The sequence below is a fragment of the Pseudomonas oryzihabitans genome, assembly GCF_014522265.1.
GTDB lineage: Bacteria > Pseudomonadota > Gammaproteobacteria > Pseudomonadales > Pseudomonadaceae > Chryseomonas > Chryseomonas aestiva.
Genome location: NZ_CP017024.1, coordinates 4,690,123 through 4,712,220 on the forward strand (window position 1 = coordinate 4,690,123; position 22,098 = coordinate 4,712,220).

Genomic DNA, 22,098 nt, shown 5'->3' on the forward strand with positions numbered 1-22,098 from the left:
TTTTCTTGGCCCTATACTGAGCCACATCGGACGCGGGATGGAGCAGTCTGGTAGCTCGTCGGGCTCATAACCCGAAGGTCGTTGGTTCAAATCCAGCTCCCGCAACCAAATTCGAAAAAACCACTCTCTTGAGTGGTTTTTTTTTGCCCTGAATTTGACCCGGTTCAGATCCAGGCGGTGCGAACTCTGTGGCTACAAGAGCTACAAAGGTTGGTATAGAGCTTTTTTATCTGTACAAGGCTTGGCAAACCGCGCGCGACCAGTAATCTGACGCGCGTTCCTGTCTAGAGGAGTTTGCATGACTGCACCTGATCCAGCCAAAGAGGTCTCCTCGAAGCCGGCATCCCCTGCGGACCACCCTGTTTCGCCCCTCAGGCGCTGCCCTGGCGCCTCCTGGAGCGCCTGACGGCCTACCGGCAACCCATCGAACTGGGTCTGACGCTGGTGTTGTTCGCCGCCGCCCTGGTGGTCTGCTGGCATCTGCTGAGCAGCATCGATGGCGAAGCTCTCCATGATGCCCTTCACGATATTCCACACTCCTCCCTGATCGGCGCGCTGATCGCCGCAGCCGCCGGCTTCACCATCCTGCTCGGCTACGAGTGGTCGGCCATGCGCTTCGCCGACGTCAAGCTGCCGGCACGCGCCTGGACCATGGGCGGCCTTACCGCCTTCGCCATCGGTAATGCGGTTGGCCTGTCCATGTTGTCCGGCGGGTCGGTGCGCTATCGCCTCTATGCCCGCCAGGGCCTCAGCGCTCTGGAAGTGGCGCAGATGACGGTGTTTTCCAGCCTGGCGCTGGGCACCGCGCTGCCGCCCCTGGCCGCCATCGCCGCCCTGACCAATCTGCCGGCGTCCACCCAGGCCCTGCGCGTTCCGGAAGCGGTGATCATCACCGTGTCCGCCCTGATCCTGCTCGGCTATGCCGTCGGCATCCTGGCCCTGCGCCGCTGGCGGGTGCCCGAGCAGCCCTGCGCCCACGCCCTGCACTTCCGCATCGGCAAGCGTGCCCTGCGCCTGCCGACCCTGCGGCTGTCCGTGCTGCAGCTGGTGATCACCATCCTCGACGTGACCGCCGCCTCGATGGTGCTCTATCTGCTGCTGCCCACAGCGCCGCCCTTCGGTGCCTTCCTGCTGGTCTACCTGCTGGCGCTGGCCGCCGGGGTGCTCAGTCACGTTCCGGGCGGTGTCGGCGTGTTCGAGGCTGTCCTGCTGGCCGCCTTCGCCAACGAGCTGGGCGCCGCCCAGTTGGCCGCGGCGCTGGTGGTCTACCGCCTGTTCTATGTGCTGCTGCCCTTCGTGATCGCCTGCCTGGTGCTGCTGTTCAGCGAAGGCCGCCGCCTGCTGTCGAACAGTCCGGCCGTACGGGTCGCCTCCGGCCTGGCGGCGCCCATCCTCGCCATCCTGGTTTTTTTTTCTGGGGTGGTACTGCTTTTTTCTGGGGTCACCCCTGAAATAGACACCCGCCTGGAAGGCATGGATTTCCTGCTGCCCCAGCGGTTGATCGATGCCTCCCACCTGGGCGCGAGCCTGATCGGCGTCGTCTGTCTATTGCTGGCGCAGGGATTGCGCCGGCGCCTCTCCGCGGCTTGGGCGGTGACCTTGGTCTTGCTGTTGCTGGGCTGCCTGCTGTCCCTGTTGAAAGGTTTCGACTGGGAGGAAGCCTCCATTCTGGCGATCACGGCCGCGCTGCTCGCCATCTTCCGCAAATCCTTCTATCGCCGCAGCCGGCTGATGGAACAGCCCTTCTCGCCGCTGTACGTGACCGCCAGCATCTGCGTGGTCGCCGCCTCGGTGTGGCTGCTGCTGTTCGCCTATCAGGACGTGCCCTACGACACCCGCCTCTGGTGGCAATTCGCGCTGGATGCCGATGCCCCACGCGGCCTGCGTGCCGCCCTGGGCAGTTCGGTCCTGCTGCTGATCATCGCCCTGGGCTGGCTGCTGCGCGCTGCGCCGCCGCCGATCGAAGCCCCCACCAGCGCCGAGCTCGAGCGGGCCTTCGGCATCGTGCGCAAATCCAGTCAGCCGGATGGCGGCCTGGTGATGACCGGTGACAAGGCCCTGCTCTTCCACGACAGCGACGATGCCTTCCTGATGTACGGACGACGGGGCCGCAGTCTGATCGCCCTCTTCGATCCCATCGGCCGCTCCCAGCCTCGCGCCGAGCTGATCTGGAAATTTCGCGATCTCTGCGACCTGCACCATGCCCGGCCGGTGTTCTATCAGGTACGGGCGGAGAACCTGCCGTTCTACATGGACATCGGTCTCACGGCGCTCAAGCTTGGCGAAGAGGCCCGGGTGGACCTGCATGCCTTCGATCTCGACAGCAAGGGCAAGAAGGACCTGAGATACACCTGGAATCGCGGCCAGCGCGACGGCCTGGCAATCGAATTCCACGCCCCGGGCGAAGCGCCGCTGGACGAGCTCAAGGCCATCTCCGACGTCTGGCTGGAGAGCAAGCAGGTGCGCGAGAAGGGCTTTTCCCTGGGTCGTTTCGATCCGACCTACCTCAAGCACTTTCGTATCGCCGTGGTGCGTTTCCAGGACAAGGCGGTGGCCTTCGCCAACCTGCTGGAAACCGAACGCCCCGACCTGGCCAGCATCGACCTGATGCGGGTCACCGCGGATGCGCCCAAGCAGACCATGGAATTCCTCATGCTGGGGCTGATCCTGCACTTCAAGGCTGCCGGCTTCGCCCGCTTCTCCCTGGGCATGGTCCCGCTGGCCGGTCTGCACCCCCGCCGTGGCGCTCCCATCACCCAGCGCCTGGGGGCCATGGTGTTCAGACGTGGCGAACAGTTCTATAACTTCCAGGGGCTGCGTCGCTTCAAGGACAAGTTCGATCCGGAATGGGAACCGCGCTACATGGCGGTGCCCGCCGGCCTGGATCCCCTGGTCGCCTTCGCCGATACCGCCGCCCTAATCGCCGGGGGTTATACCGGCCTGGTCAAACGTTGAGACTCCTATGCTGAAACGTGCACTCGCAGTACTGCTCGTCATCCTGCTGATCGCTGGAGGTCTGGGCTGGTGGTGGCTCCATCGCTGGCCGTCGGCGCCCCAGGTCAAGGTCCTGGAGCAGCCGGATGGCCGCCTGCTGACCATGGCCGCACCCAAGGGCGAGCCGCATGCCCGCGTGGTCCTGGCCACGCCTTCGGACCTGCAACTGGCGGATGCCGACCTGCTGGGCCTGGCGACCAACACCGGCGCCGAGATCGTCCAGTACGAGGTCAGGGTCGCCAACAGCTGCCAGGCGCAGAACGACGACTTCACCCAGGCGGCCAAGCAGCTGAGTGGCGCCCCGACCTTCGTCGGCGGCATCGGCGCGGGCGCCGCCCGCGCCTGGCGTTGGCTGACGACCCAGGATAACCCGAAGGCGGCGGCCCTGAGCGTGGGCTTCAATCTGGAAACCCTGGATTGCCCCGACGCCCTGCCGGCCAAGGCGGCCGCTGGCCAATGGCACATCGCCTGGAACGATCATCCGACCGACGATTCGGCGATCTTCGTGCGTCAGCAGAGCAATGCCGACCTGACCATCGCCGACTATGGCACTGCCCTGCCGGTGGTCCTGCGCACCCAGCTGAAGAATCGCCTGCTGGGCCAGCACAACGACATCCCGACCATCGAGATGCCGGCCGACCCGGACGTCAAGCCCGGCCATCCCGACGTCGTGACCATCTTCTACTCCGGTGACGGCGGCTGGCGCGATATCGACCGGCTCTCGGCCCAGGCCATGAACGAGGCCGGTTATCCGGTCGTTGGCGTGGACTCCCTACGCTACTTCTGGCAGCACAAGAGTCCCGAGCAGGTCGCCGCCGACCTCGCCAACCTGATGCAGGAATACCGCGAGAAGTGGAACGCCAAGCACTTCGTGCTGGCTGGCTACTCCTTCGGCGCCGATATCCTGCCAGCGGTCTACAACCGCCTGCCCAAGACGGATCAGGACCAGGTGAGCTCGCTGCTGCTGCTGGCCTTCAGCCGCAAGAGCAACTTCGAGATCGCCGTGGAAGGCTGGCTGGGCAAGCCGGGTGACGAAGCCGATACCCTGCCGGAAACCAGCAGGATTCCCGCCGCCAAGCTGTTCTGCGTCTATGGCGAGGAAGAGAAGGACGACAGCGGCTGCACCCAGGCGGGTCAGCCGGGTGAGAAGCTGGGTCGCCCGGGCGGTCACCATTTCGACGAGAACTACGACAAGCTGGCCGACTTCATGGTCAAGGCCATCGAGGCCCGTACGCCGCAATAGCCACCAGATAGACCGGGCTTTAAGCCTGCTCAAAGGCTAGCGAGCTAGAGCTAAGCAAGGCGAAGATGGCTGAGGAAGCGGAGTTTACGATTGGTAAATGAGCATTCCGAGGCCATCTTCAACGCCGCTTAGCCGACGCGCAGCAGACTTTGGACTGGCTTGGGGCCCGGACGAACGGCCGGAACAAGGGGCCGGTCTCCCGCGGTCTATGGCTGCAACAGCCACGGAGACTCCCGACATGAGCACACCGCTTTCCGCCGATGCCGCCAGCAAGATCCTGGTGGATGCCTTTCAGCCCCTTGGCTGCGTGGTGTCTTCCGGCACGGATGGCCACGACCTGGCCCTGGGCGTGGTCGATGCCCAAGGCAAGACGCTCTACACCGAAGAACGGCTCAGCGAGGGCGACTACAGCGATCCCCTGCGCCTGGCCGGCTACATAGGCACGGTGCGCAGCGAGCTGGAAGGCCGTGGTCAGACCCTCGACAGCTGGCAGATGCCCTTCATCACCGATCCCGACGCCCTGCCGCCGCCGGTGTTCAACTAGGCAAAGAAAAGGCCCCTGCTGGGGCCTTTTTTCTTGCTGCGCCGGACTAGATCTCGACCTGGGTACCCAGTTCGATCACCCGGTTCACCGGCAGTTTGAAGAATCTCAGGTTGCCGTTGGCGTTCTTCATCAGGAAGACGAAGAGATTCTCCCGCCAGGGCGCCATGCCCAGCCGCTTGGAAGCGATCACCGTCTCGCGACTGAGGAAGTAGGTGGTACGCATCGGCGTGAAATCCAGCCCTGGATAGGGGCAGTGGCTGAGCGCCAGGGGGATGTCCGGTTCGTCCATGAAGCCATAGTGCAACACCACCCGATAGAAGCCGTCACCGAAGTCCTCGACCTCGATGCGCTCGCCGCGCGATACCCGCGGACGGTCCTCGTAGCGCACCGTGAGCAGCACCACCTGCTCGTGCAGCACCTGGTTGTGCAGCAGGTTGTGCAGCATGGCGTGTGGGACCACATCGGTGCGGGCGGTGAGGAACACCGCGGTGCCCTTGGCGCGGAACGGTGGCTGGGCGCGAATGCTGCTGATAAAGATCGGCAGCGGCAGGGCACCATCGTCCAGGCGTTCCACCACCAGTTGCCGGCCCCGCTTCCAGGTGGTCAGCAGGATGAAGATGATGACACCGGCGATCACCGGGAAGGATCCGCCGGAGAGGATCTTCGGCGCATTGGCGGAGAAGTACAGCACGTCGACCAGCAGAAAGCCGATCAGCAGCGGCACCATGATCCAGCGCGGCCATTTCCACAGCAGCAGGATCACCGCCGACACCAGGCAGCTGGTGATCAGCATGGTCCCCGTCACGGCCACGCCGTAGGCTTCGGCCAGGTTGGCCGAGGACTGGAAGGTCAGGATCAGGAAGATCACCCCCAGCATCAACGCCCAGTTCATCAGCGGGATGTAGATCTGCCCCTGCTCCTGGCTGGAGGTGTGCTGGACCTGCATGCGCGGGATGTAGCCCAGTTGGATGGCCTGGCGGGTCATGGAGAAGGCGCCGGTGATCACCGCCTGGGAGGCGATGACGGTAGCCAGGGTCGCCAGGCCGATCATCGGCAGCAGCAGCCACTCAGGCGCCAGCAGATAGAAGGGATTGCGCACCGCCGCGGGATCGGCCAGCAGCAGCGCGCCCTGGCCGAAGTAGTTCAGCACCAACCCTGGCAGCACCAGCAGCAGCCAGGCCCGGGCGATGGGCTTGCGCCCGAAGTGGCCCATGTCGGCATAGAGCGCTTCGGCGCCGGTCAGCGCCAGCACCGCCGCACCCAGCACGATGAAGCCCTTCACCGGGTTGTCGACGAAGAATTGCACCGCCCAGTAGGGATTGAAGGCCTTGAGCACCTCGGGTTGCTGGACGATGCCATAGACACCCAGGGCGCCCAGGGTGGTGAACCAGAGCACCATCACCGGCCCGAAGAACTTGCCGATGGTGGCGGTACCGCGCTTCTGGATGGCGAAGATGCCGACCAGGATCACCAGGGCAATGGGTACGACCCAGGCGTCCAGGCCATCGAAGGCCAGCTCCAGGCCCTCCACCGCCGACAGCACCGAGACCGCCGGGGTGATCATGCTGTCGCCGTAGAAGAGCGCGGCGCCGAACAGCCCCAGCAGGACCAGGGTGGTGGCCAGGCGTGGCGAGCCCTGGGCGGCGCGGCGAGCCAGGGCCGTGAGGGCCATGATGCCGCCCTCGCCCTGGTTGTCGGCGCGCATGACGAAGGTGATGTACTTGAGGGTGACGACCCAGATGAGCGACCAGAAGATCAGCGACAGGATGCCGAGCACGCTGTCGTGATTCAGCGGCAGGCCGTAGTGCGGCGAAAAGACTTCCTTGAGGGTATAGAGAGGACTGGTGCCGATGTCGCCGTATACCACGCCGGTGGCGAGCACGATCATTCCCAAGGCCGAAGGGGCTTTACCACCGTGCTCGTGTTCCGGACGGCTCATGCAGGGCTCCTAGAGTCTAAAATCGGCGCATCCTGCGCCGAAGCGGCGTCAGGATCAAGTTGAAAAGGCCGGTAGCGTGGTGCGCGCAACCTCTCGGCGCAGCGCTTCCAGCACCATAGACTCCTTGGTCGGCAAAAAGCTCTGCGCGGTCGCCAGGACCCGCCTGCCCCTTCCAAGCGGCGGCAGAGATGGCTAGAATCGCGCGTTTTTTGATCAAGGCGCCTCCTGAGCGCCCGCCGAGGTTAGCCCATGTCCATCCAAACGTCCGCCCCCAAGGTCGGTTTCGTCAGCCTCGGCTGTCCCAAGGCCACCGTCGATTCCGAACGCATCCTCACCCAGCTGCGCATGGAAGGCTACGAGATCGTGCCGACCTATGAAGACGCCGACGTGGTGGTGGTCAACACCTGCGGCTTCATCGACAGCGCCAAGGCCGAATCCCTGGACGCCATCGGCGAGGCCATCGCCGAGAACGGCAAGGTGATCGTCACCGGGTGCATGGGCGTGGACGAGGGCAACATCCGCGGCGTGCATCCCAGCGTGCTGGCGGTGACCGGGCCGCAGCAGTACGAGCAGGTGGTCAACGCCGTGCACGAGGTGGTGCCGCCGCAGCTGGAGCACAATCCGCTGATCGACCTGGTGCCGCCCCAGGGCATCAAGCTGACCCCGCGCCACTATGCCTATCTGAAGATTTCCGAAGGCTGCAACCACAGCTGCAGCTTCTGCATCATCCCCTCCATGCGCGGCAAGCTGGTCAGCCGCCCGGTGGGTGACGTGCTGTCCGAGGCCGAGCGCCTGGTCAAGGCAGGCGTCAAGGAGCTGCTGGTGATCTCCCAGGACACCAGCGCCTACGGTGTCGACCTCAAGTACCGGCTGGACTTCTGGAACGGCCAGCCGGTCAAGACGCGCATGCTGGAACTGTGCGAGGCGCTGTCGGGCATGGGCGTCTGGGTGCGCCTGCACTATGTCTACCCCTACCCCAATGTCGACGACGTCATTCCGCTGATGGCCGCCGGCAAGCTGCTGCCCTACCTGGACATCCCCTTCCAGCACGCCAGCCCCAAGGTGCTCAAGTCGATGAAGCGCCCGGCGTTCGAGGACAAGACCCTGGCGCGCATCAAGCGCTGGCGCGAGATCTGCCCGGAGCTGACCATCCGCTCCACCTTCATCGTCGGCTTCCCCGGCGAGACCGAGGAAGACTTCCAGTACCTGCTGGACTGGCTCACCGAAGCCCAGCTGGATCGCGTCGGCTGCTTCCAGTATTCGCCGGTCGAAGGCGCACCCGCCAACGAACTAGGCCTGGAGCCGGTGGCGGACGAGGTCAAGCAGGCGCGCTGGGAGCGCTTCATGGCGCACCAGCAGGCCATTTCCGCGGCGCGCCTGCAGCTCAAGATCGGCCGCGAGATCGAGGTCCTGATCGATGAGGTGGACGAGCAAGGCGCCATCGGCCGCTCCTACGCCGATGCCCCGGAAATCGATGGCAACGTCTATGTCGACAGCGCCAATCCCCTCAAGCCGGGCGACAAGGTCTGGGTCCGGGTCACCGACGCCGACGAGTACGACCTCTGGGCAGAGACGCTCTGAGTTCTGGCTAGTCGTGCAGACGGTGGGTGCCGGGCACATGGGCGTGTCCGGCCGCACTGCAACTGGCCGTAGTCGCTGACGGCGCCGCCGGTTGACCGAGTTCGCGCAGGATGCCGCAACGGTCACCCTCGCCCTCTCCCTGGCAGTGACGCCTCAGGGTCACCAGTTGCTCGCGAAGCTGATTCAATTCGCGGATGCGCACCTCGACATGATGCAGATGGGCGCCGATCAGGGCATCCACCTGGGCACAGCCGGGTTCGCTGGTGTCGCGCAGGGCCAGCAAGGCCCGAATCTCCTCCAGCGTCATGTCCAGCGAACGGCAATGGCGGACGAATACCAGACGCTCGACCTGAGTGTCGTCATAGCTGCGATAGTTGCTGCTGCTACGCGCTGCCGGGCTCAGCAGCCCCTCCCGCTCGTAGTAGCGGATGGTCTCGACCGCGCAATCGGTGCGTCTGGCCAATTCGCCGATCTTCATCACTCTGTCTCGTTCTGCTGACGGACGCCCAGCCTGCGCCGCCGACCGCTGCAGAGCAAGAGACGACGGCCGTCAGGAAGGTGCTGAACCGCGGCTTTTCTCGGAGGGGCGGCAGGTGAAGCGAATCACGCGGGGAAGTGGCCGAGACCTGCCTTGGCGGCTGGCCAGACAGCACGACGCCCCGGCGATGAGTGGGTCGCCGGGGCGTCGAGACAGCCGCCAGACTAGTTGGCGTTGTTCTGGTAGAGCGCGGAGACCCGGTTCGGATGCTCCGACTGGAACTGCGTTTGCGCATTGGCACGGATCGATTTGTTCGATACGTCGCGGCTGGCAGCGGACGCCGTACCCGACAGCAGGCCCAGGAACAGGACGGCAACGATGGCTTGGACACCCAGGACTTTCATAGCGAATACCTCTTGGTTGTGCTGTTTCGATAGACACAGCGTACTCCAGGTACTAATTCGCCAAAAAGAGCGCTTTGAGAGAGTGATCTTTACCTATAAGGAAAATATCGCCTGGGAACTTCCAGACCTTTCCTGAGCGTCCGTCTTTCGGCCAAGGGCTCTGGTTCGGCTATCGCAGCTCCTTCAGGTGCTTTTCCAGCCCCATGGCACGGCCGGCGCCGACACTGGTCAGCTGAAAGAAGCCGTAGTCTTCCAGATAGGTCCAGCGACTCCGCGGCCCGCTCCCCGTCTCGCCATGCTGGCACTCCAGGGTCTTGGCCCGCCCGCCGAGGCTGGCCAGTACCTTGCGTGCCTCGCCTTCGCTCACCACCTTGCAGGACAGCCTGATTTCGCGCTGCTCGGTGCCTTTGAGATTGCCGGTCAGGGATTGCCGCGCCTGATAGCCGACCTGGCTACCCACGGCAAGGGCGCGCCAGTCGCCGCTGAAGCTCAGCTGGTCCAGGCTGGCCACCTCTTCCACCGGCAGATTGCCATTGTCGATACGGGTACGACGTACCAGATCGATCAGCCCGCGCCAGTTGAGCGAATCGACCCGGGCAGCCTTGCCCTGGGCACTGAAGCGCAGCAGTCCGGGCTGCGGGCCAGGGCTTACCTGCACCTCTTCGCGATAGGCATGGGTCTGGCCTTCGTAGCGACTTTCGCCCTCCTCCACGAAGCGCTGGACGGCCAGACGCGGCGCGGGTAACGCCTGCGCCTTCAACGCCTGCAGGGGCTGAGCCTGCGGCGCGGGCAATTCGCCGAGGGGCGGTGGTGCGGCCGGTGCGGTGGCGGCAGCCTTGACCCCATCCAGGCGTGGCGTGGCCAGCAAGGCGTCCCGACGATCACAGGCGGCTTCCAGCAGCGTACGCCGCTCGACCGGCGCCGCCGTGAAGGCCTCCTGGCCCTGGGCGCCCAGCTGGCTGTCGGTCACCCGCCCGCGGTCGTCCAGGCCGTAGCGCGCCAGCAGCAGGTAACGACGCGCCGTGCAATCGGCGGCCAGGGATTCACGCCACTGACGCACCGGAGCGCCATAGCGCGGCGTCTGCACCGCGACGGCCAGTTGCTGACCGCCCCAGAAGCGGCGTATTCCGTTGGCATCCACCAGGCTGTTACGGTCGATCACCAGGGTGTCACCGCCAGGGCCACTAGCGAGGGCGCGCCAGTCGGTGTTAACCGGCTGGGCGCAGAGCGCCGCCACATCGGGACGCTGCCTGAACGTCGCGACCTTGGCAGCGCTCAGCGGCAGGGGCACGGCATAGGCATTCACCCGTCCGGGATAGACCCGCTGAGCACCATCAAGGTAGAGCAGCTCGGCCTGGTCGGCCGCGCAATCCAGAGAAACCAAGGCGGAACCGCCCTCTGCCAGGGCAAGTGCCAGCTGCAGGCGTGAACCTTCGCGCAGAATGCTTTCGGCGATGACCGGACGGGTGAAGAGGTCATCGGCACTGGTCGGGGGCTCGACCGGCGGCTGCTGGGTACTGCAGCCAGCCAGTAGCGACAGCAGGCAAAGGACGGAAAGACGGCTGGAGATCATGAATCCTCTCGACAGGGAACCGCGAAAGATGTCGCGAACAGCAAATTGACCTGAACGAAATGCGTCTGGCGCGGATCAATAAAGGAAGCATGCCGTTTGGCATGACCTCCCCCGTTTCTCCACACGAGGTGCATTTATGAATACCGATCAGATCATAGGCAATGCCAAGGACGCTACCGGCAAGGTCCAGGACAGTTTCGGCGCAGCGACCGGCAATGCCGACTGGCAAGCCGAGGGCAAGGCCCGTCAACTGGAAGGCAAGCTGCAGGAGCAATATGGCCAGGCCATCGACTGCGCGCGCAATGTGACCGCCGACAAGCCCTTCACTGCCCTGGCCATCGCCGGCGGTGTCGGTTTCGTGCTGGGCGTACTGCTTTCGCGCTCCTGATCGGAGACGCCGGGACTGGCCACTGCGCCAGCTCCACAGCAAAAAGGCCTGTCTAGACAGGCCTTTTTGCTGTGGAGCCCATTAACGTTCCAGCGTTACCAGGTGCTTGTGTACCGCGTCCACGATTTCGCCGATGTTGAACGGCTTCTGGAACACGGCATCGAACAGCTCCGAACTCTCCTGGGCCAGGTGTGCCTGGGCCCCGCTCATGAGGATGATGGGCAGGTGTTGCAGGCCCTGGCGTTCACGTAACGCTTCCGCCAGTTCACGGCCATTCATCACCGGCATCATGAAGTCGGTGATGACCAGCGACGGTAGTTCTCGATCGAAGACATCAAGCGCTCGGCGGCCGTTGCTCGCCTTGACCACCATGTAGCCTTCGTCTTCAAGAGCGAAGGCCAGGATGTCCGCTATCAGAAATTCGTCATCGACTACCAGTATCGTCGTCATGTGGAGACTCTCCCAGCCGACGCGATCATGGTTGTATTGAGGGCATGGCTGAACCGGAAAGCACCTTCACCATGTCTTTGAACGCCTTTTTCAGTTCGATTCCCGAGTTGTCTATCACCATCTCGCGTAGCGAGGGGTCATAAAGGCTATCCCGCACCTTGAGGATGGACAGAACTCTTTTGATCTCCGCCTCGGCCTCGACGAATCGCAGCAAAATCAGATTGTCCACCATGCTGGAAAGTTCGGGAGCCGGCGCTGCTATGTCCGCGCCAAACATGTCCCGTAATTCCCAGGTAGCTAGAACTGTGACGCCCTGGGTACGCAGCTCGTTCAGTAATGCGCTGAAGTATTCGATGAGCCGCCCCTGTGGCAGGGCGAAGCGGGCAATGGCGCCCAGGCTGTCGATCACCAGCCGTCTGATGCCGTGCTGCTGGACCAGCGCGAGCAGCTTCAGACCCACTTCATCAAGGCGCAACTCGGTCGTGGGCTGCCAGTGCATGTGCAGTGCGCCCTGATCGATACGCCCAGCCAGATCGAGCCCCAGGGCGTCGGCCTTGAGTTGCAGCCGCTCCGGCGGTTCATAGAAGCTGAACATCAGACCGGGGGCCTCGGGCGTGCAGGCCGCCAGGAAATTCAGCGAAATGGACGTCTTGCCGGCACCCGAAGGCCCCATGAGCAAGGTGGTCGAGCTTTCCGGTAGCCCGTTCTCGATCATCGCATCCAGCGAAGCCACGCCGCTGGTTACCCGCTGGTGCCCAAGGCGATAGGTCGCGCCCACCGAGGGATCGCGATAGAGAGTTTCCAACCGTGGAAACACGGTGATGCCGGCATCGGAGATGGTGAATTCGTGGAAGCCCGGCAACGCGCCGCTACCGCGGGTCTTGCGCAGCGCCAGGCGGCGGATGGTGCGACTGCCGATCTCTTCCTCGTGCAGGTCCAGCACGCCATCGACCATGGTGTGTTCCGGGCTGCCATCTTCGAGACGCGCGCTGGTGAGAAAGATCACCGTGCAACCGGCAAAGGCCGCATGCCCCTGCAACTCGGCGATGAACTTCTTGGTGTCGATGGGCGTTTCCGCACGCGAGCGCGCATTGAGCAGGCCATCCACCACCAGCAGACTGGCCTTCTGCCGGCTGATCTCGCGCCGCAGCAGGCGCACGACCTCATCCAGCCCCTCGCCTTCCATGGTGTCGAAGGCGCTCAGGTACTGGACCTGATCCCCGATGCAGGAGCGGTCGAAGAAATCCAGCGTGGAAAAGAACTGGAACATCCGCTCGTGGGTTTCCGACAGCATGGTCGCAAACAGCACCCGGCCACCGCCGCGCACATGGTTGAAGGCGATCTGATTGGCCATGATCGATTTGCCGGAGCCCGGACGGCCCTGGATGACATAGGACGCGCCTGCGACCAGGCCTCCCTTCAAGATCTCATCCAGCCCCTGGATACCGGTTACGACGCGCTCGAGTCGATTCAAGAACGATGCCTCAAACTAATGATGTGTCTGGGACGCCTGGACAGGCGCCCGGTGCTTCGCAGGCAAGAGCCTATAAGGGTGCTACCGAAATAGCCAGCCAGGGGCCTGGTCTTAGCCGCGTTTGCGAATCAGTCCTTCCTGGGCTACCGAGGCCACCAGCTGGCCCGCGCGGTTGTAGATGCTGCCGCGGCACAGGCCACGCGCGCCACCGGCCCAGGGACTGTCGATGGCGTAGAGCAGCCAGTCGTCCAGACGGAAATCGCGGTGGAACCAGACCGCATGGTCGAGGCTGGCGATCTGCAGCGAGCGATCCCAGAAACTGGTGCCATGAGGCAGCAGCGAACTTGGCAGCAGGTTGAAGTCCGAGGCATAGGCCAGCAGGTAGCGGTGCAGCGCCGGCTGGTCCGGCAAATCGCCCGTGGCGCGGAACCAGACGTGGCGGACCGGCTCGGTCGGCTCCGGCTTGAAGGGATCGGTAAAGACCACCGGGCGCATCTCGATCGGCCGTGGTCCCAGCAGCTTGTCGCGCAGCGGCGCGGGGATCAGCTCGGCATAGCGCTGGGCATGGGCGATCTCCGACTGCAGGGTCTCGGGTGCGGGCACCTCCGGCATGGTCGTCTGGTGTTCGAAGCCAGGCTCCTCGACATGGAAGGAGGCGCTGCAGAAGAAGATCGGCTGCTCGCCCTGGAAGGCGGTGACCCGGCGGGTGGAAAAGCTGCCGCCATCGCGGATGCGATCCACCTGGTAGGTCACCGACTCCACCGCCGAACCGGCGCGCAGGAAGTAACCATGCAGCGAGTGCACGCGGCGCTCCACCGGCACGGTCTGGCTGGCCGCCGACAGCGCCTGACCCAGCACCTGTCCACCAAAGAGCTGGGGAAAGCCGAGATCCTGGCTGCCGCCGCGATACAGATCGGGGGCCAGGGATTCGAGGGTCAGCAGATCGACCAGGTTGTCCAGCACCTTGCTCATGGGGAGGGTTCCTTGACAGAGAGCGATCATCATACGCAAAACCGGTCAAATCCTGTGCGTTCGCCGTGCTTCCAGACACATTGCTCATCGTATGACGATAACTGGTGGAGCTTGTGGCCGCATAAGCGGTCACAATGAAGGTATCGCTGTCCGCTCGCAGGCTTCCTTTCCATGACCGAAACCGCCAACGCTTCGTCTCCCCACCCTTCCGCAGCGCAGATCGCGGAGCTGGGCAAGGGCCTCGGACACGACGACATCTTCTTCGCCGCCGTGAAGAAGACCCGGATGCCGATGATCGTGACGGATCCACATCAGCCGGATAATCCGATCATCTTCGCCAACGAGTCCTTCCTGCGTACCACCGGCTATGCCCTGGACGAGGTGATGGGGCGCAATTGCCGCTTCCTGCAAGGGCCTGACACCCGTCCGGAGCACATCGCCGAAATCCGCAATGCCGTACGCGAGCAACGCGATTGCGACATTGAGCTGCTCAACTACCGCAAGGACGGCTCGACCTTCTGGAACGCGCTGTTCATTTCGCCGGTGTTCGATCACGAGGGGCACCTGCGCTACTACTTCGCCTCGCAGCTGGATGTCTCCCGTCGGCGCGATGCCGAGGACGCCCTGCGCCAGGCGCAGAAGATGGAAGCCCTGGGCCAACTCACCGGTGGCATCGCCCATGACTTCAACAACCTGCTGCAGGTGATGGTCGGCTACCTGGATATCCTGAGGATCAACCTGGACCGTCCGGAACTGGACAAGGACAAGGCCAAGCGCCATGTCGACAACACCCGCGACGCAGTGAATCGAGCGGCGACCCTGACCCAGCAGCTGCTGGCCTTTGCTCGCAAGCAACGCCTGACCGGGCGCGCGGTGGACCTGAACAAGCTCATCAATGCCCGCCAGGGGCGCCTGACCCAGGCGCTGGGTGAGCCCTTCCGCTTCATCTTCCGACCAGCACCGGCGCTGTGGAATTGCCGCCTCGATCCGATCCAGCTGGAAACGGCGCTGCTCAATATCGTCGACAACGCCCGCCTGGCCATGCAGGAGCGAGGCGCCGGCACCCTGACCCTGGAGACCCTCAACGTCGAGGTCAATGGCCAGGACCTGGCCCACGGCGGTCTGGCCCAGGGGCATTATGTCTGCATCGCCCTGACCGACACCGGCAGCGGCATGTCCACCGACGTGCTCGGGCGCGCCCTGGACCCCTTCTTCACCACCCGCGACGAAGGCCAGGGCAGCGGCCTGGGCCTGTCCATGGTCTATGGCTTTCTCAAGCAGTCGGGCGGCCTGGTCAGGCTCTATTCCGAAGTCGGCATAGGCACCTCGGTGCGTCTCTACTTCCCGGTTTCCGAAGAGGAGGCGCGTGAGCATCCGGCACCCCTGCCGACCCCGCACGAAGACGGCGGTGGCTCCGAGACCATCCTGGTGGTGGATGACCGACCGGACGTGGCGGCGCTGGCCCAGGCCATCCTGGAGGAAACCGGCTACCAGGTGCTGGTCGCCCACAATGGCCAGCAGGCGCTGGACATCCTCGCTCGCGAGCCCGCCGTCGATCTGTTGTTCAGCGATCTCATCATGCCGGGCGGCATGAATGGCGTGATGCTGGCCAAGGAGGCCCAGCGGCGGCAGCCCGAGTTGCGCATCCTGCTGACCACGGGTTACGCCAACAACGCGCTGGAACTCGAGGAAGGCAACGGCGAACGCTTTCCGATTCTCAACAAGCCCTATGGCCGCCAGGACCTGACCCGCTGGATCCGTCGCATGCTGGACAGCGGCCAGCCATGAAGGACGAGGCCCTGGAGCACGAGCCCGCCAGCTGCGATGCCGGGCAGGATGGCCCGGTAGACCTCCAGAGCTTTCTGGCCTGCCTGGAGCGGGTGGGTAACAGCCCGAACCAGGTCTCGGTGCGGCACCTGATCGATGCCATTGGCAGCCGCTCCTTCGGCCCATGATTCTCCTGCCGGGGGTACTGGCGATCTCGCCGCTGACCGGCATTCCCGGTATCGCCACCGCCATTGCCGTCTTCGTGATGCTGGTGAGTGGCCAGCTGCTGCTTGGCCGGGATCATTTCTGGCTGCCGCGCTGGGTGCTGCAGCGCTCGGTTTCGCGCGGCAAGCTGCGCAAGTCGCTGCGGCTGCTGCAGCGGCCGGCGCGCTGGGTGGACAAGGTGGTCAAGTCGCGACTGCGGGTGCTCACCTCGCGCCCGGCGCACTTCGTCACTGCCCTGCTCTGCATCCTGATCGCCGCGACCATGCCGGTACTGGATCTGGTGCCCTTCGCCAACACCACGGCGGGACTGGCATTGACCTCCTTCGCCCTGTCGCTGATCGCCCGCGATGGCCTGCTGTTCCTTCTGGCACTGGGTTTCTGCACCGGCATCCTCTGGTTCATCCTGGAGCTCCTGGTGTTTTGAGCACGCGCCTGCCGCTGGTCTACCACGAGGACTACAGTCCGCCCTTCCCCGCGGGCCATCGCTTTCCGATGGAGAAATTCCGCCTGCTGCACGAGCACCTGAGCGCCAGCGGCATTCTCGGCACGGACAACTGGCAGCGGCCCGAGCTCTGTCCGGACGAGGTGCTGGCGCTGGCCCATGCGCCCGCCTACATCCGCGCCTTCCAGGCCGGCGAGCTGGCGCCGCCGCTGCAGCGCCAGCTGGGCCTGCCCTGGAGCGAAGCCCTGGTGCGCCGCACCATCCGCGCCGTGGGCGGCTCCCTGCTCACTCTGGAGCTGGCGCTGCGCCATGGCCTGGCCTGTCACCTCGCCGGGGGTACCCATCATGCGCACCACGACTATCCAGCCGGCTTCTGCATCTTCAACGACCTGGCGATCCTGGCGCTGTCGCTGCTGGAAAGTGGGCGCGCCGGGCGGGTGCTGATCCTGGACTGCGACGTCCACCAGGGCGATGGCACCGCACGCATCCTCGCCGAGGTGCCGGACGCCGTCACCGTCTCGCTGCACTGCGCCACCAACTATCCGGCGCGCAAGGCGCAAAGCGACTGGGATATCCCCCTGCCCCGCGGCCTGGACGACGCCGGCTATCTTCAGGTTCTCGACGAGGCCCTGGGCTACCTGCTGCCCCTTCATCAACCCGACGTGGTGCTCTACGACGCCGGCGTCGACGTCCACCGCGATGACGCCCTGGGCTATCTGGATCTCACCGATGCCGGTCTCGCCGCCCGGGACGGTTTCGTCTTGCGGCGCTGCCTGGCGGCGGATATACCGGTCGTGGGAGTCATCGGTGGCGGCTATTCCGCCGATCGCCAGGCCCTGGCCCGCCGGCACGGCATTCTCCATCACACCGCGACCCAGGTCTGGCAGGAACTGGGCCTGACCTGAACAGGAGTTTTCATGAGCAAGACAGTCAAGACCTCTGAATCCAGCCAGGCGCGCCTGGCTGTACTGATCGATGCCGACAACGCACCAGCTGCCATCGTCGACGGTCTCATGGCCGAGATCGCCCGCTTCGGTGTGGCCAGCGTCAAGCGCATCTATGGCGACTGGACCCAGCCGCAACTCAACAGCTGGAAAAAGGTGCTGCTCGACCACTCCATCCAGCCGGTGCAGCAATTCGGTTATACGAAGGGCAAGAACGCCACCGACAGCGCCCTGATCATCGACGCCATGGATCTGCTCTACACCCGCCGCTTCGACGGTTTCTGTCTGGTTTCCAGCGACAGCGACTTCACCCGCCTGGCGGCGCGGCTGCGCGAGGAAGGGCTGACGGTCTATGGCTTCGGCGAAGAAAAGACCCCGGACCCCTTCGTCTCGGCCTGCGACAGATTCATCTACACCGAGATCCTCAGATCCAAGCCGCGCGAAGAGCCGCGGGAAGCCAGCAGTACCACCGACAAGCCGGCCACCACCAATCGCGGCAAGCCCAAGCTGAGCACCATCCTCAAGCTCATTGAACAGGCGGTGGAAGACGCCTCCGACGAAGGCGGCTGGGCCAATCTGGGCCTGGTCGGCACCAACCTGGGCAAGGTGCGTCCGGATTTCGATGCCCGCCTCTATGGGCATCGCAAGTTCAGCGGTCTGGTCAAGGCCCATGGCGATCGTTTCGAGGTCCAGGAACGCGACCCTGCCGATCGCAGCGCGGGCAAGGCCGTCTATATCCGCAACCGCTGACGCCGCTGCGCCTGCCCGGCTCTAGCCTGGGCACTGGCGGCGAAAAGCCGCGATCGGTCGCTATCAAGGTGCCATACCACCGGTCCGAGGCCGCGGAACCGCTCGGCTGGCGGTGGCCTCAATCCTAGGTGCTTACCGCCCTACGGAGACCGCCATGCGAGCCTTGACCTACCACGGTGCCCACGATGTCCGCGTCGATACCGTGCCTGATCCGACCATCCAGGATGCCGACGACATCGTCCTGCGGGTGACCGCCACAGCCATCTGCGGCTCGGACCTGCACCTCTATCGCGGCAAGATTCCCACCGTGGAGCACGGTGACATCTTCGGCCACGAATTCATGGGCGTCGTCGAGGAAACCGGCTCAGCTGTCACGGCCGTGCAGAAAGGCGACCGGGTGGTGATCCCCTTCGTCATCGCCTGTGGCAGCTGCTTCTTCTGCAACCAGGATCTCTATGCCGCCTGCGAAACCACCAATACCGGTCGTGGCGCCATCCTCAACAAGAAGCAGATTCCGCCGGGTGCCGCCCTGTTCGGCTTCAGCCACCTCTATGGTGGCGTACCGGGCGGCCAGGCCGAATACGTGCGCGTACCCAAGGCCAACACCGGTCCCTTCAAGGTACCCGGCACCCTGGCCGATGAGAAAGTACTGTTCCTTTCCGACATCCTGCCCACCGCCTGGCAGGCGGTGCTCAACACCGGCATCGGCCAGGGATCGAGCATCGCCATCTACGGCGCCGGGCCGGTCGGCCTGCTGTCCGCCGCCTGTGCGCGGATGCTGGGCGCCGAGCGCATCTTCATGGTCGATCACCACCCCTATCGCCTGGCCTATGCCCAGCAGACCTATGGGGTCATCCCGATCAACTTCGACGAAGACGACGATCCGGCCGCGACCATCATCGAGCAGACGCCCGGCAAGCGCGGCGTCGACGGCGTGGTCGATGCGGTAGGCTTCGAGGCCAAGGGCAGCACCACCGAGACCATCCTCGCCAACCTCAAACTGGAAGGCAGCAGCGGCAAGGCCCTGCGTCAGTGCATCGCCGCGGTACGTCGTGGCGGCACCGTGAGTGTCCCGGGCGTCTATGCCGGCTTCATCCATGGCTTCCTGTTCGGCGACGCCTTCGACAAGGGTCTCACCTTCAAGATGGGCCAGACCCACGTGCAGCGCTATCTGCCGGAACTGCTGGAACACATCGAGCGCGGCGACCTGGCACCGGAGGCCATCATAACCCACCGGATGTCCCTGGAGCAGGCGGTCGAGGGCTACAAGATCTTCGACAAGAAGCAGGAGGACTGCCGCAAGGTGATCCTGACGCCGGGACGCACGGAGCCCCTGATTCCGGAGCGGTTGGAAGAACCCCTGGCGGCGCCCCTGGGTCAGGCTGGCGTGGTCTAAGAGCCCAGCACCTCGCGTACAATGGCGGCTTTCCGTAGCTCCTGGATGCCGCCATGTCTCTCTCCCCCGCCACCCCTGCCGTCGCTGTCATCGGGGTGGCCCCGCCGGGTTGATGGCGGCCGAGACCTTGGCCGCCGCCGGCATCCCCGTGGACCTCTTCGACGCCATGCCCTCCGTGGGCCGCAAGTTCCTGCTGGCCGGCGTGGGCGGCATGAACATCACCCATGCGGAGGAACAGGCCGCCTTTCGCCGGCGCTATCGCGAACGCGAGAGCGGCGTCGGTCTCTGGCTCGATAGCTTCGACAGTGATGCCCTGCGTGCCTGGATCCATGACCTCGGCATCGAGACCTTCGTCGGCACCTCGGGGCGGGTGTTTCCCGCCGACATGAAGGCCGCGCCCCTGCTGCGTGCCTGGCTGCATCGCCTGCGCGACCAGGGCGTACGCATCCACACCCGCAGCCGCTGGCTGGGCTGGGCCGCCGAGGACCGACTGCGCCTGGCGACCCCGGAAGGCGAGTGCCTCTTGCAGCCCCAGGCCTGTGTGCTGGCATTGGGCGGCGGCAGTTGGCCGCGCCTGGGCTCGGACGGTGCCTGGCAGGCCCTGCTGGCCGAACGTGGCGTCACAGTGCGACCGCTGGAACCGGCCAACTGTGGCTTCGAGGTGGCCGGCTGGAGTGACTTCCTCAAGACCCGCCATGCCGGCGCGCCAGTCAAGCCCGCCGCCCTGGCCCTCCCAGGCCAACCGCCGCGCCAGGGCGAATTCGTCCTTACCGAGACCGGCATCGAAGGCAGTCTGGTCTATGCGCTGTCTGCCGAGATCCGCTCGGCCATCGAAGGCGACGGCCAGGCAACCCTGACCCTGGATCTGGCCCCCAGCGCGACCTCGCCGAACTCGAGCGGGCACTCGCCAAGCCACGCGGCAGCCAGTCCCTCGCCAATCATCTGCGGCGTCACGCCGGGATCGACGGTGCCCGCGCAGCCCTGCTTCGCGAGCTGGCCCCGGCGGAAACGTTCCAGGACATGGCTCGGCTGGCCCAGGCCTGCAAGGCCCTGCCCCTCACCGTGGTCAGACCGCGCCCCCTGGCGGAAGCCATCAGCAGCGCGGGCGGCGTGCCCCTGGAAGCATTGGACGAGGGCCTGATGCTGCGGCAATTGCCTGGCGTCTTCTGTGCGGGCGAGATGCTCGACTGGGAAGCACCCACCGGCGGCTATCTGCTCACGGCCTGCTTTGCCAGCGGCCGGGCGGCGGGCCAGGGCGTGCTGCGCTGGCTGGCCGCTGGTGGCAGATCGGCCTGAGCAGTCCCGGCGCGATGCCGCTCTACCGCTCGCGGCCGGCCCCCGTGATGCCAGACGGCGACCGGGCGCGGTAGCATAGGCAGCGACCACGGCGATCATCATGGATCCATGCCACCTTTCCAGGCGTTGTCGGAATTCAGGCAGTTGTTGCGCGATCTGGCGGGAGATCTCCGCCAGTTCGGCCGCGACCGTCGCCGCCTGGTCGACGAACTGGAAACCCTGACCTCGGTCTTGCTGGCGATCCTGCTCGGCCATTTGGCCGGGGTTCAGCATGTCGGCTGGGCGGCTTTCAGCGGCTATATCGTGATGAGGTCAGATGTCCGCGACAGCTGCGCACGCGGCTGCCTGCGAGTGCTGGGTACCTGTATCGGCGCCGCAGGTGCCCTGCTCGTCCTGCGCCACCTGCAGCTGAACCCCTACGAGCAGGCCGGACTGCTGGGCACCGTGGGCAGCATCACCCTCTATCTGACCCTGGTGGGCCGCTATGGCTACGCCTGGTTGCTGGGCGGCCTCACCTACGCCATGGTGGTCCTGGCGAGCCTCCAGGCACCCGCTCAGCTCGAGCAATACGCCCTGTCCCGTCTGTTGGAAGTGGCGCTCGGCACCTCGGCCTGCGTACTGGTGAGCGCGCTTTCCACCTACGGCGTCCGTGCCCGCCTATGGCCCAGGGTACCGACCACGGTAGCCTCAGCGCCGCGAACCCTGGGTGTCTGGCAACCCTTGGCATTGCGCCATGCGCTGCAGGGGGGTCTGGCCCTGGCCCTGCTGGCGCTGGGCGCGACGGGGAAGATCGCGGTGGACATCAGCCAGGCCGCCATCACCATCCTGGCGGTCATGGTCGTTCCCTTCGACGGCCTGAGCAGCGCCGGCAAGGCAGTCTCCAGAAGGCTGCTGCATCGAATGCTCGGTTGCCTGCTCGGCGGCGGCCTGGCGGCCATCCTGCTGCTGGTCAGCCAGGAAAGTCTCTGGCTGACGCTGGCGGGCGTTGCGCTCGGCGTGCTGATCGGCAGACACCTCGAGAACGGCCCGCTCGGTATCGGCTATCTCGGCATGCAGTTCGCGCTGGCGTTTCTGGTGGTGATGGTGCCTGACCACCATGACCATATCGACCCGGTGGCAGGCATGGCGCGGCTGGGCGGTATCCTGCTGGGTTTTCTGGTGCTGGAGCCGGTGTACTGGATCTCGACCTGGCTGATCAGGCGCCTGTCCCCCTCGAGAACCTAGCAAGCGGCCGCGCT

Annotated in this window: 19 protein-coding genes, 1 tRNA gene and 1 pseudogene; 14 read left to right on the forward strand and 7 right to left on the reverse strand. The window is 65.1% G+C overall.

Features of this window, described 5'->3' with window-relative positions:
- The first annotated feature begins 31 nt into the window (after window positions 1–31).
- From BGI51_RS21655 to BGI51_RS21670, 4 genes are all read left to right on the forward strand, one after another.
- A tRNA-Met gene (locus BGI51_RS21655) sits at window positions 32–108 on the forward strand.
- A gap of 234 nt (window positions 109–342) precedes the next feature.
- On the forward strand, window positions 343–2,955 hold the full coding sequence (gene mprF / locus BGI51_RS21660) for a bifunctional lysylphosphatidylglycerol flippase/synthetase MprF (RefSeq protein WP_437179459.1): 2,613 nt from the start codon (window positions 343–345) through the stop codon (window positions 2,953–2,955).
- Between the two features lie 7 nt (window positions 2,956–2,962).
- Window positions 2,963–4,237: a virulence factor family protein gene (locus BGI51_RS21665; protein WP_187979705.1), complete on the forward strand. Its 1,275-nt coding sequence runs from the start codon at window positions 2,963–2,965 to the stop codon at window positions 4,235–4,237.
- A 238-nt stretch (window positions 4,238–4,475) separates the two neighbouring features.
- Window positions 4,476–4,781 (forward strand): hypothetical protein, encoded by a 306-nt coding sequence (locus BGI51_RS21670; RefSeq protein WP_133861121.1) that lies wholly within the window; start codon window positions 4,476–4,478, stop codon window positions 4,779–4,781.
- Window positions 4,782–4,827: 46 nt separating this feature from the next.
- Here BGI51_RS21670 and BGI51_RS21675 read toward each other — a convergent pair whose 3' ends face one another.
- Entirely contained in the window at window positions 4,828–6,669 is a 1,842-nt protein-coding gene (locus BGI51_RS21675; RefSeq protein ID WP_133861257.1) for a potassium transporter Kup, read from the reverse strand.
- Window positions 6,670–6,975: 306 nt separating this feature from the next.
- Between BGI51_RS21675 and rimO the strand changes: the two genes are divergently transcribed.
- Complete coding sequence (rimO, locus tag BGI51_RS21680) at window positions 6,976–8,301, forward strand: 30S ribosomal protein S12 methylthiotransferase RimO (RefSeq protein ID WP_187981377.1); 1,326 nt, start codon at window positions 6,976–6,978, stop codon at window positions 8,299–8,301.
- A 7-nt stretch (window positions 8,302–8,308) separates the two neighbouring features.
- On the opposite strand, the gene cadR is transcribed toward rimO, so the two are convergent.
- The 3 genes from cadR to BGI51_RS21695 all read right to left on the reverse strand — a co-directional run bounded on the left by cadR (window position 8,309) and on the right by BGI51_RS21695 (window position 10,756).
- Entirely contained in the window at window positions 8,309–8,779 is a 471-nt protein-coding gene (gene cadR, locus BGI51_RS21685) for a Cd(II)/Pb(II)-responsive transcriptional regulator (RefSeq protein WP_133861122.1), read from the reverse strand.
- A 224-nt stretch (window positions 8,780–9,003) separates the two neighbouring features.
- On the reverse strand, window positions 9,004–9,183 hold the full coding sequence (locus tag BGI51_RS21690) for a hypothetical protein (RefSeq protein ID WP_133861123.1): 180 nt from the start codon (window positions 9,181–9,183) through the stop codon (window positions 9,004–9,006).
- A 169-nt stretch (window positions 9,184–9,352) separates the two neighbouring features.
- Complete coding sequence (locus tag BGI51_RS21695) at window positions 9,353–10,756, reverse strand: hypothetical protein (RefSeq protein WP_187979706.1); 1,404 nt, start codon at window positions 10,754–10,756, stop codon at window positions 9,353–9,355.
- Between the two features lie 136 nt (window positions 10,757–10,892).
- Between BGI51_RS21695 and BGI51_RS21700 the strand changes: the two genes are divergently transcribed.
- Window positions 10,893–11,144 carry a CsbD family protein gene (locus BGI51_RS21700; RefSeq protein ID WP_017642209.1) on the forward strand — a complete coding sequence of 84 codons (252 nt, stop codon included), beginning with the start codon at window positions 10,893–10,895 and terminating at the stop codon, window positions 11,142–11,144.
- Window positions 11,145–11,225: 81 nt separating this feature from the next.
- Here BGI51_RS21700 and BGI51_RS21705 read toward each other — a convergent pair whose 3' ends face one another.
- The 3 genes from BGI51_RS21705 to tesB all read right to left on the reverse strand — a co-directional run bounded on the left by BGI51_RS21705 (window position 11,226) and on the right by tesB (window position 14,040).
- Window positions 11,226–11,594 carry a response regulator gene (locus BGI51_RS21705; protein WP_133861125.1) on the reverse strand — a complete coding sequence of 123 codons (369 nt, stop codon included), beginning with the start codon at window positions 11,592–11,594 and terminating at the stop codon, window positions 11,226–11,228.
- 25 nt (window positions 11,595–11,619) lie between these two features.
- On the reverse strand, window positions 11,620–13,068 hold the full coding sequence (locus BGI51_RS21710) for an ATPase domain-containing protein (RefSeq protein ID WP_133861126.1): 1,449 nt from the start codon (window positions 13,066–13,068) through the stop codon (window positions 11,620–11,622).
- A 111-nt stretch (window positions 13,069–13,179) separates the two neighbouring features.
- Entirely contained in the window at window positions 13,180–14,040 is an 861-nt protein-coding gene (tesB, locus tag BGI51_RS21715; RefSeq protein WP_133861127.1) for an acyl-CoA thioesterase II, read from the reverse strand.
- A gap of 171 nt (window positions 14,041–14,211) precedes the next feature.
- Here tesB and BGI51_RS21720 point away from each other — a divergent pair, with 171 nt between their 5' ends.
- The 8 genes and pseudogenes from BGI51_RS21720 to BGI51_RS21750 all read left to right on the forward strand — a co-directional run bounded on the left by BGI51_RS21720 (window position 14,212) and on the right by BGI51_RS21750 (window position 22,084).
- A complete protein-coding gene (locus BGI51_RS21720) occupies window positions 14,212–15,828 on the forward strand; it encodes a histidine kinase famiy protein (protein WP_133861128.1) in 1,617 nt (538 codons plus the stop codon).
- Window positions 15,825–15,995, forward strand: coding sequence for a hypothetical protein (locus BGI51_RS23690; protein WP_252977157.1), 171 nt, complete (start codon window positions 15,825–15,827; stop codon window positions 15,993–15,995). Before BGI51_RS21720 ends, BGI51_RS23690 begins: the two co-directional genes overlap by 4 nt.
- A complete protein-coding gene (locus BGI51_RS21725; protein ID WP_252977158.1) occupies window positions 15,992–16,456 on the forward strand; it encodes an exopolysaccharide biosynthesis protein in 465 nt (154 codons plus the stop codon). Before BGI51_RS23690 ends, BGI51_RS21725 begins: the two co-directional genes overlap by 4 nt.
- Entirely contained in the window at window positions 16,453–17,379 is a 927-nt protein-coding gene (locus tag BGI51_RS21730; protein WP_187979707.1) for a histone deacetylase family protein, read from the forward strand. The genes BGI51_RS21725 and BGI51_RS21730 overlap by 4 nt, the downstream gene beginning before the upstream one ends.
- Window positions 17,380–17,391: 12 nt before the next feature.
- Window positions 17,392–18,168: an NYN domain-containing protein gene (locus BGI51_RS21735; RefSeq protein ID WP_158891225.1), complete on the forward strand. Its 777-nt coding sequence runs from the start codon at window positions 17,392–17,394 to the stop codon at window positions 18,166–18,168.
- A gap of 154 nt (window positions 18,169–18,322) precedes the next feature.
- Window positions 18,323–19,564: a zinc-dependent alcohol dehydrogenase gene (locus BGI51_RS21740; RefSeq protein WP_187979708.1), complete on the forward strand. Its 1,242-nt coding sequence runs from the start codon at window positions 18,323–18,325 to the stop codon at window positions 19,562–19,564.
- Between the two features lie 53 nt (window positions 19,565–19,617).
- A pseudogene (locus BGI51_RS21745) lies at window positions 19,618–20,860 on the forward strand (NAD(P)/FAD-dependent oxidoreductase).
- Window positions 20,861–20,968: 108 nt separating this feature from the next.
- On the forward strand, window positions 20,969–22,084 hold the full coding sequence (locus tag BGI51_RS21750; protein WP_252977159.1) for an FUSC family protein: 1,116 nt from the start codon (window positions 20,969–20,971) through the stop codon (window positions 22,082–22,084).
- Window positions 22,085–22,098 lie beyond the last annotated feature (14 nt).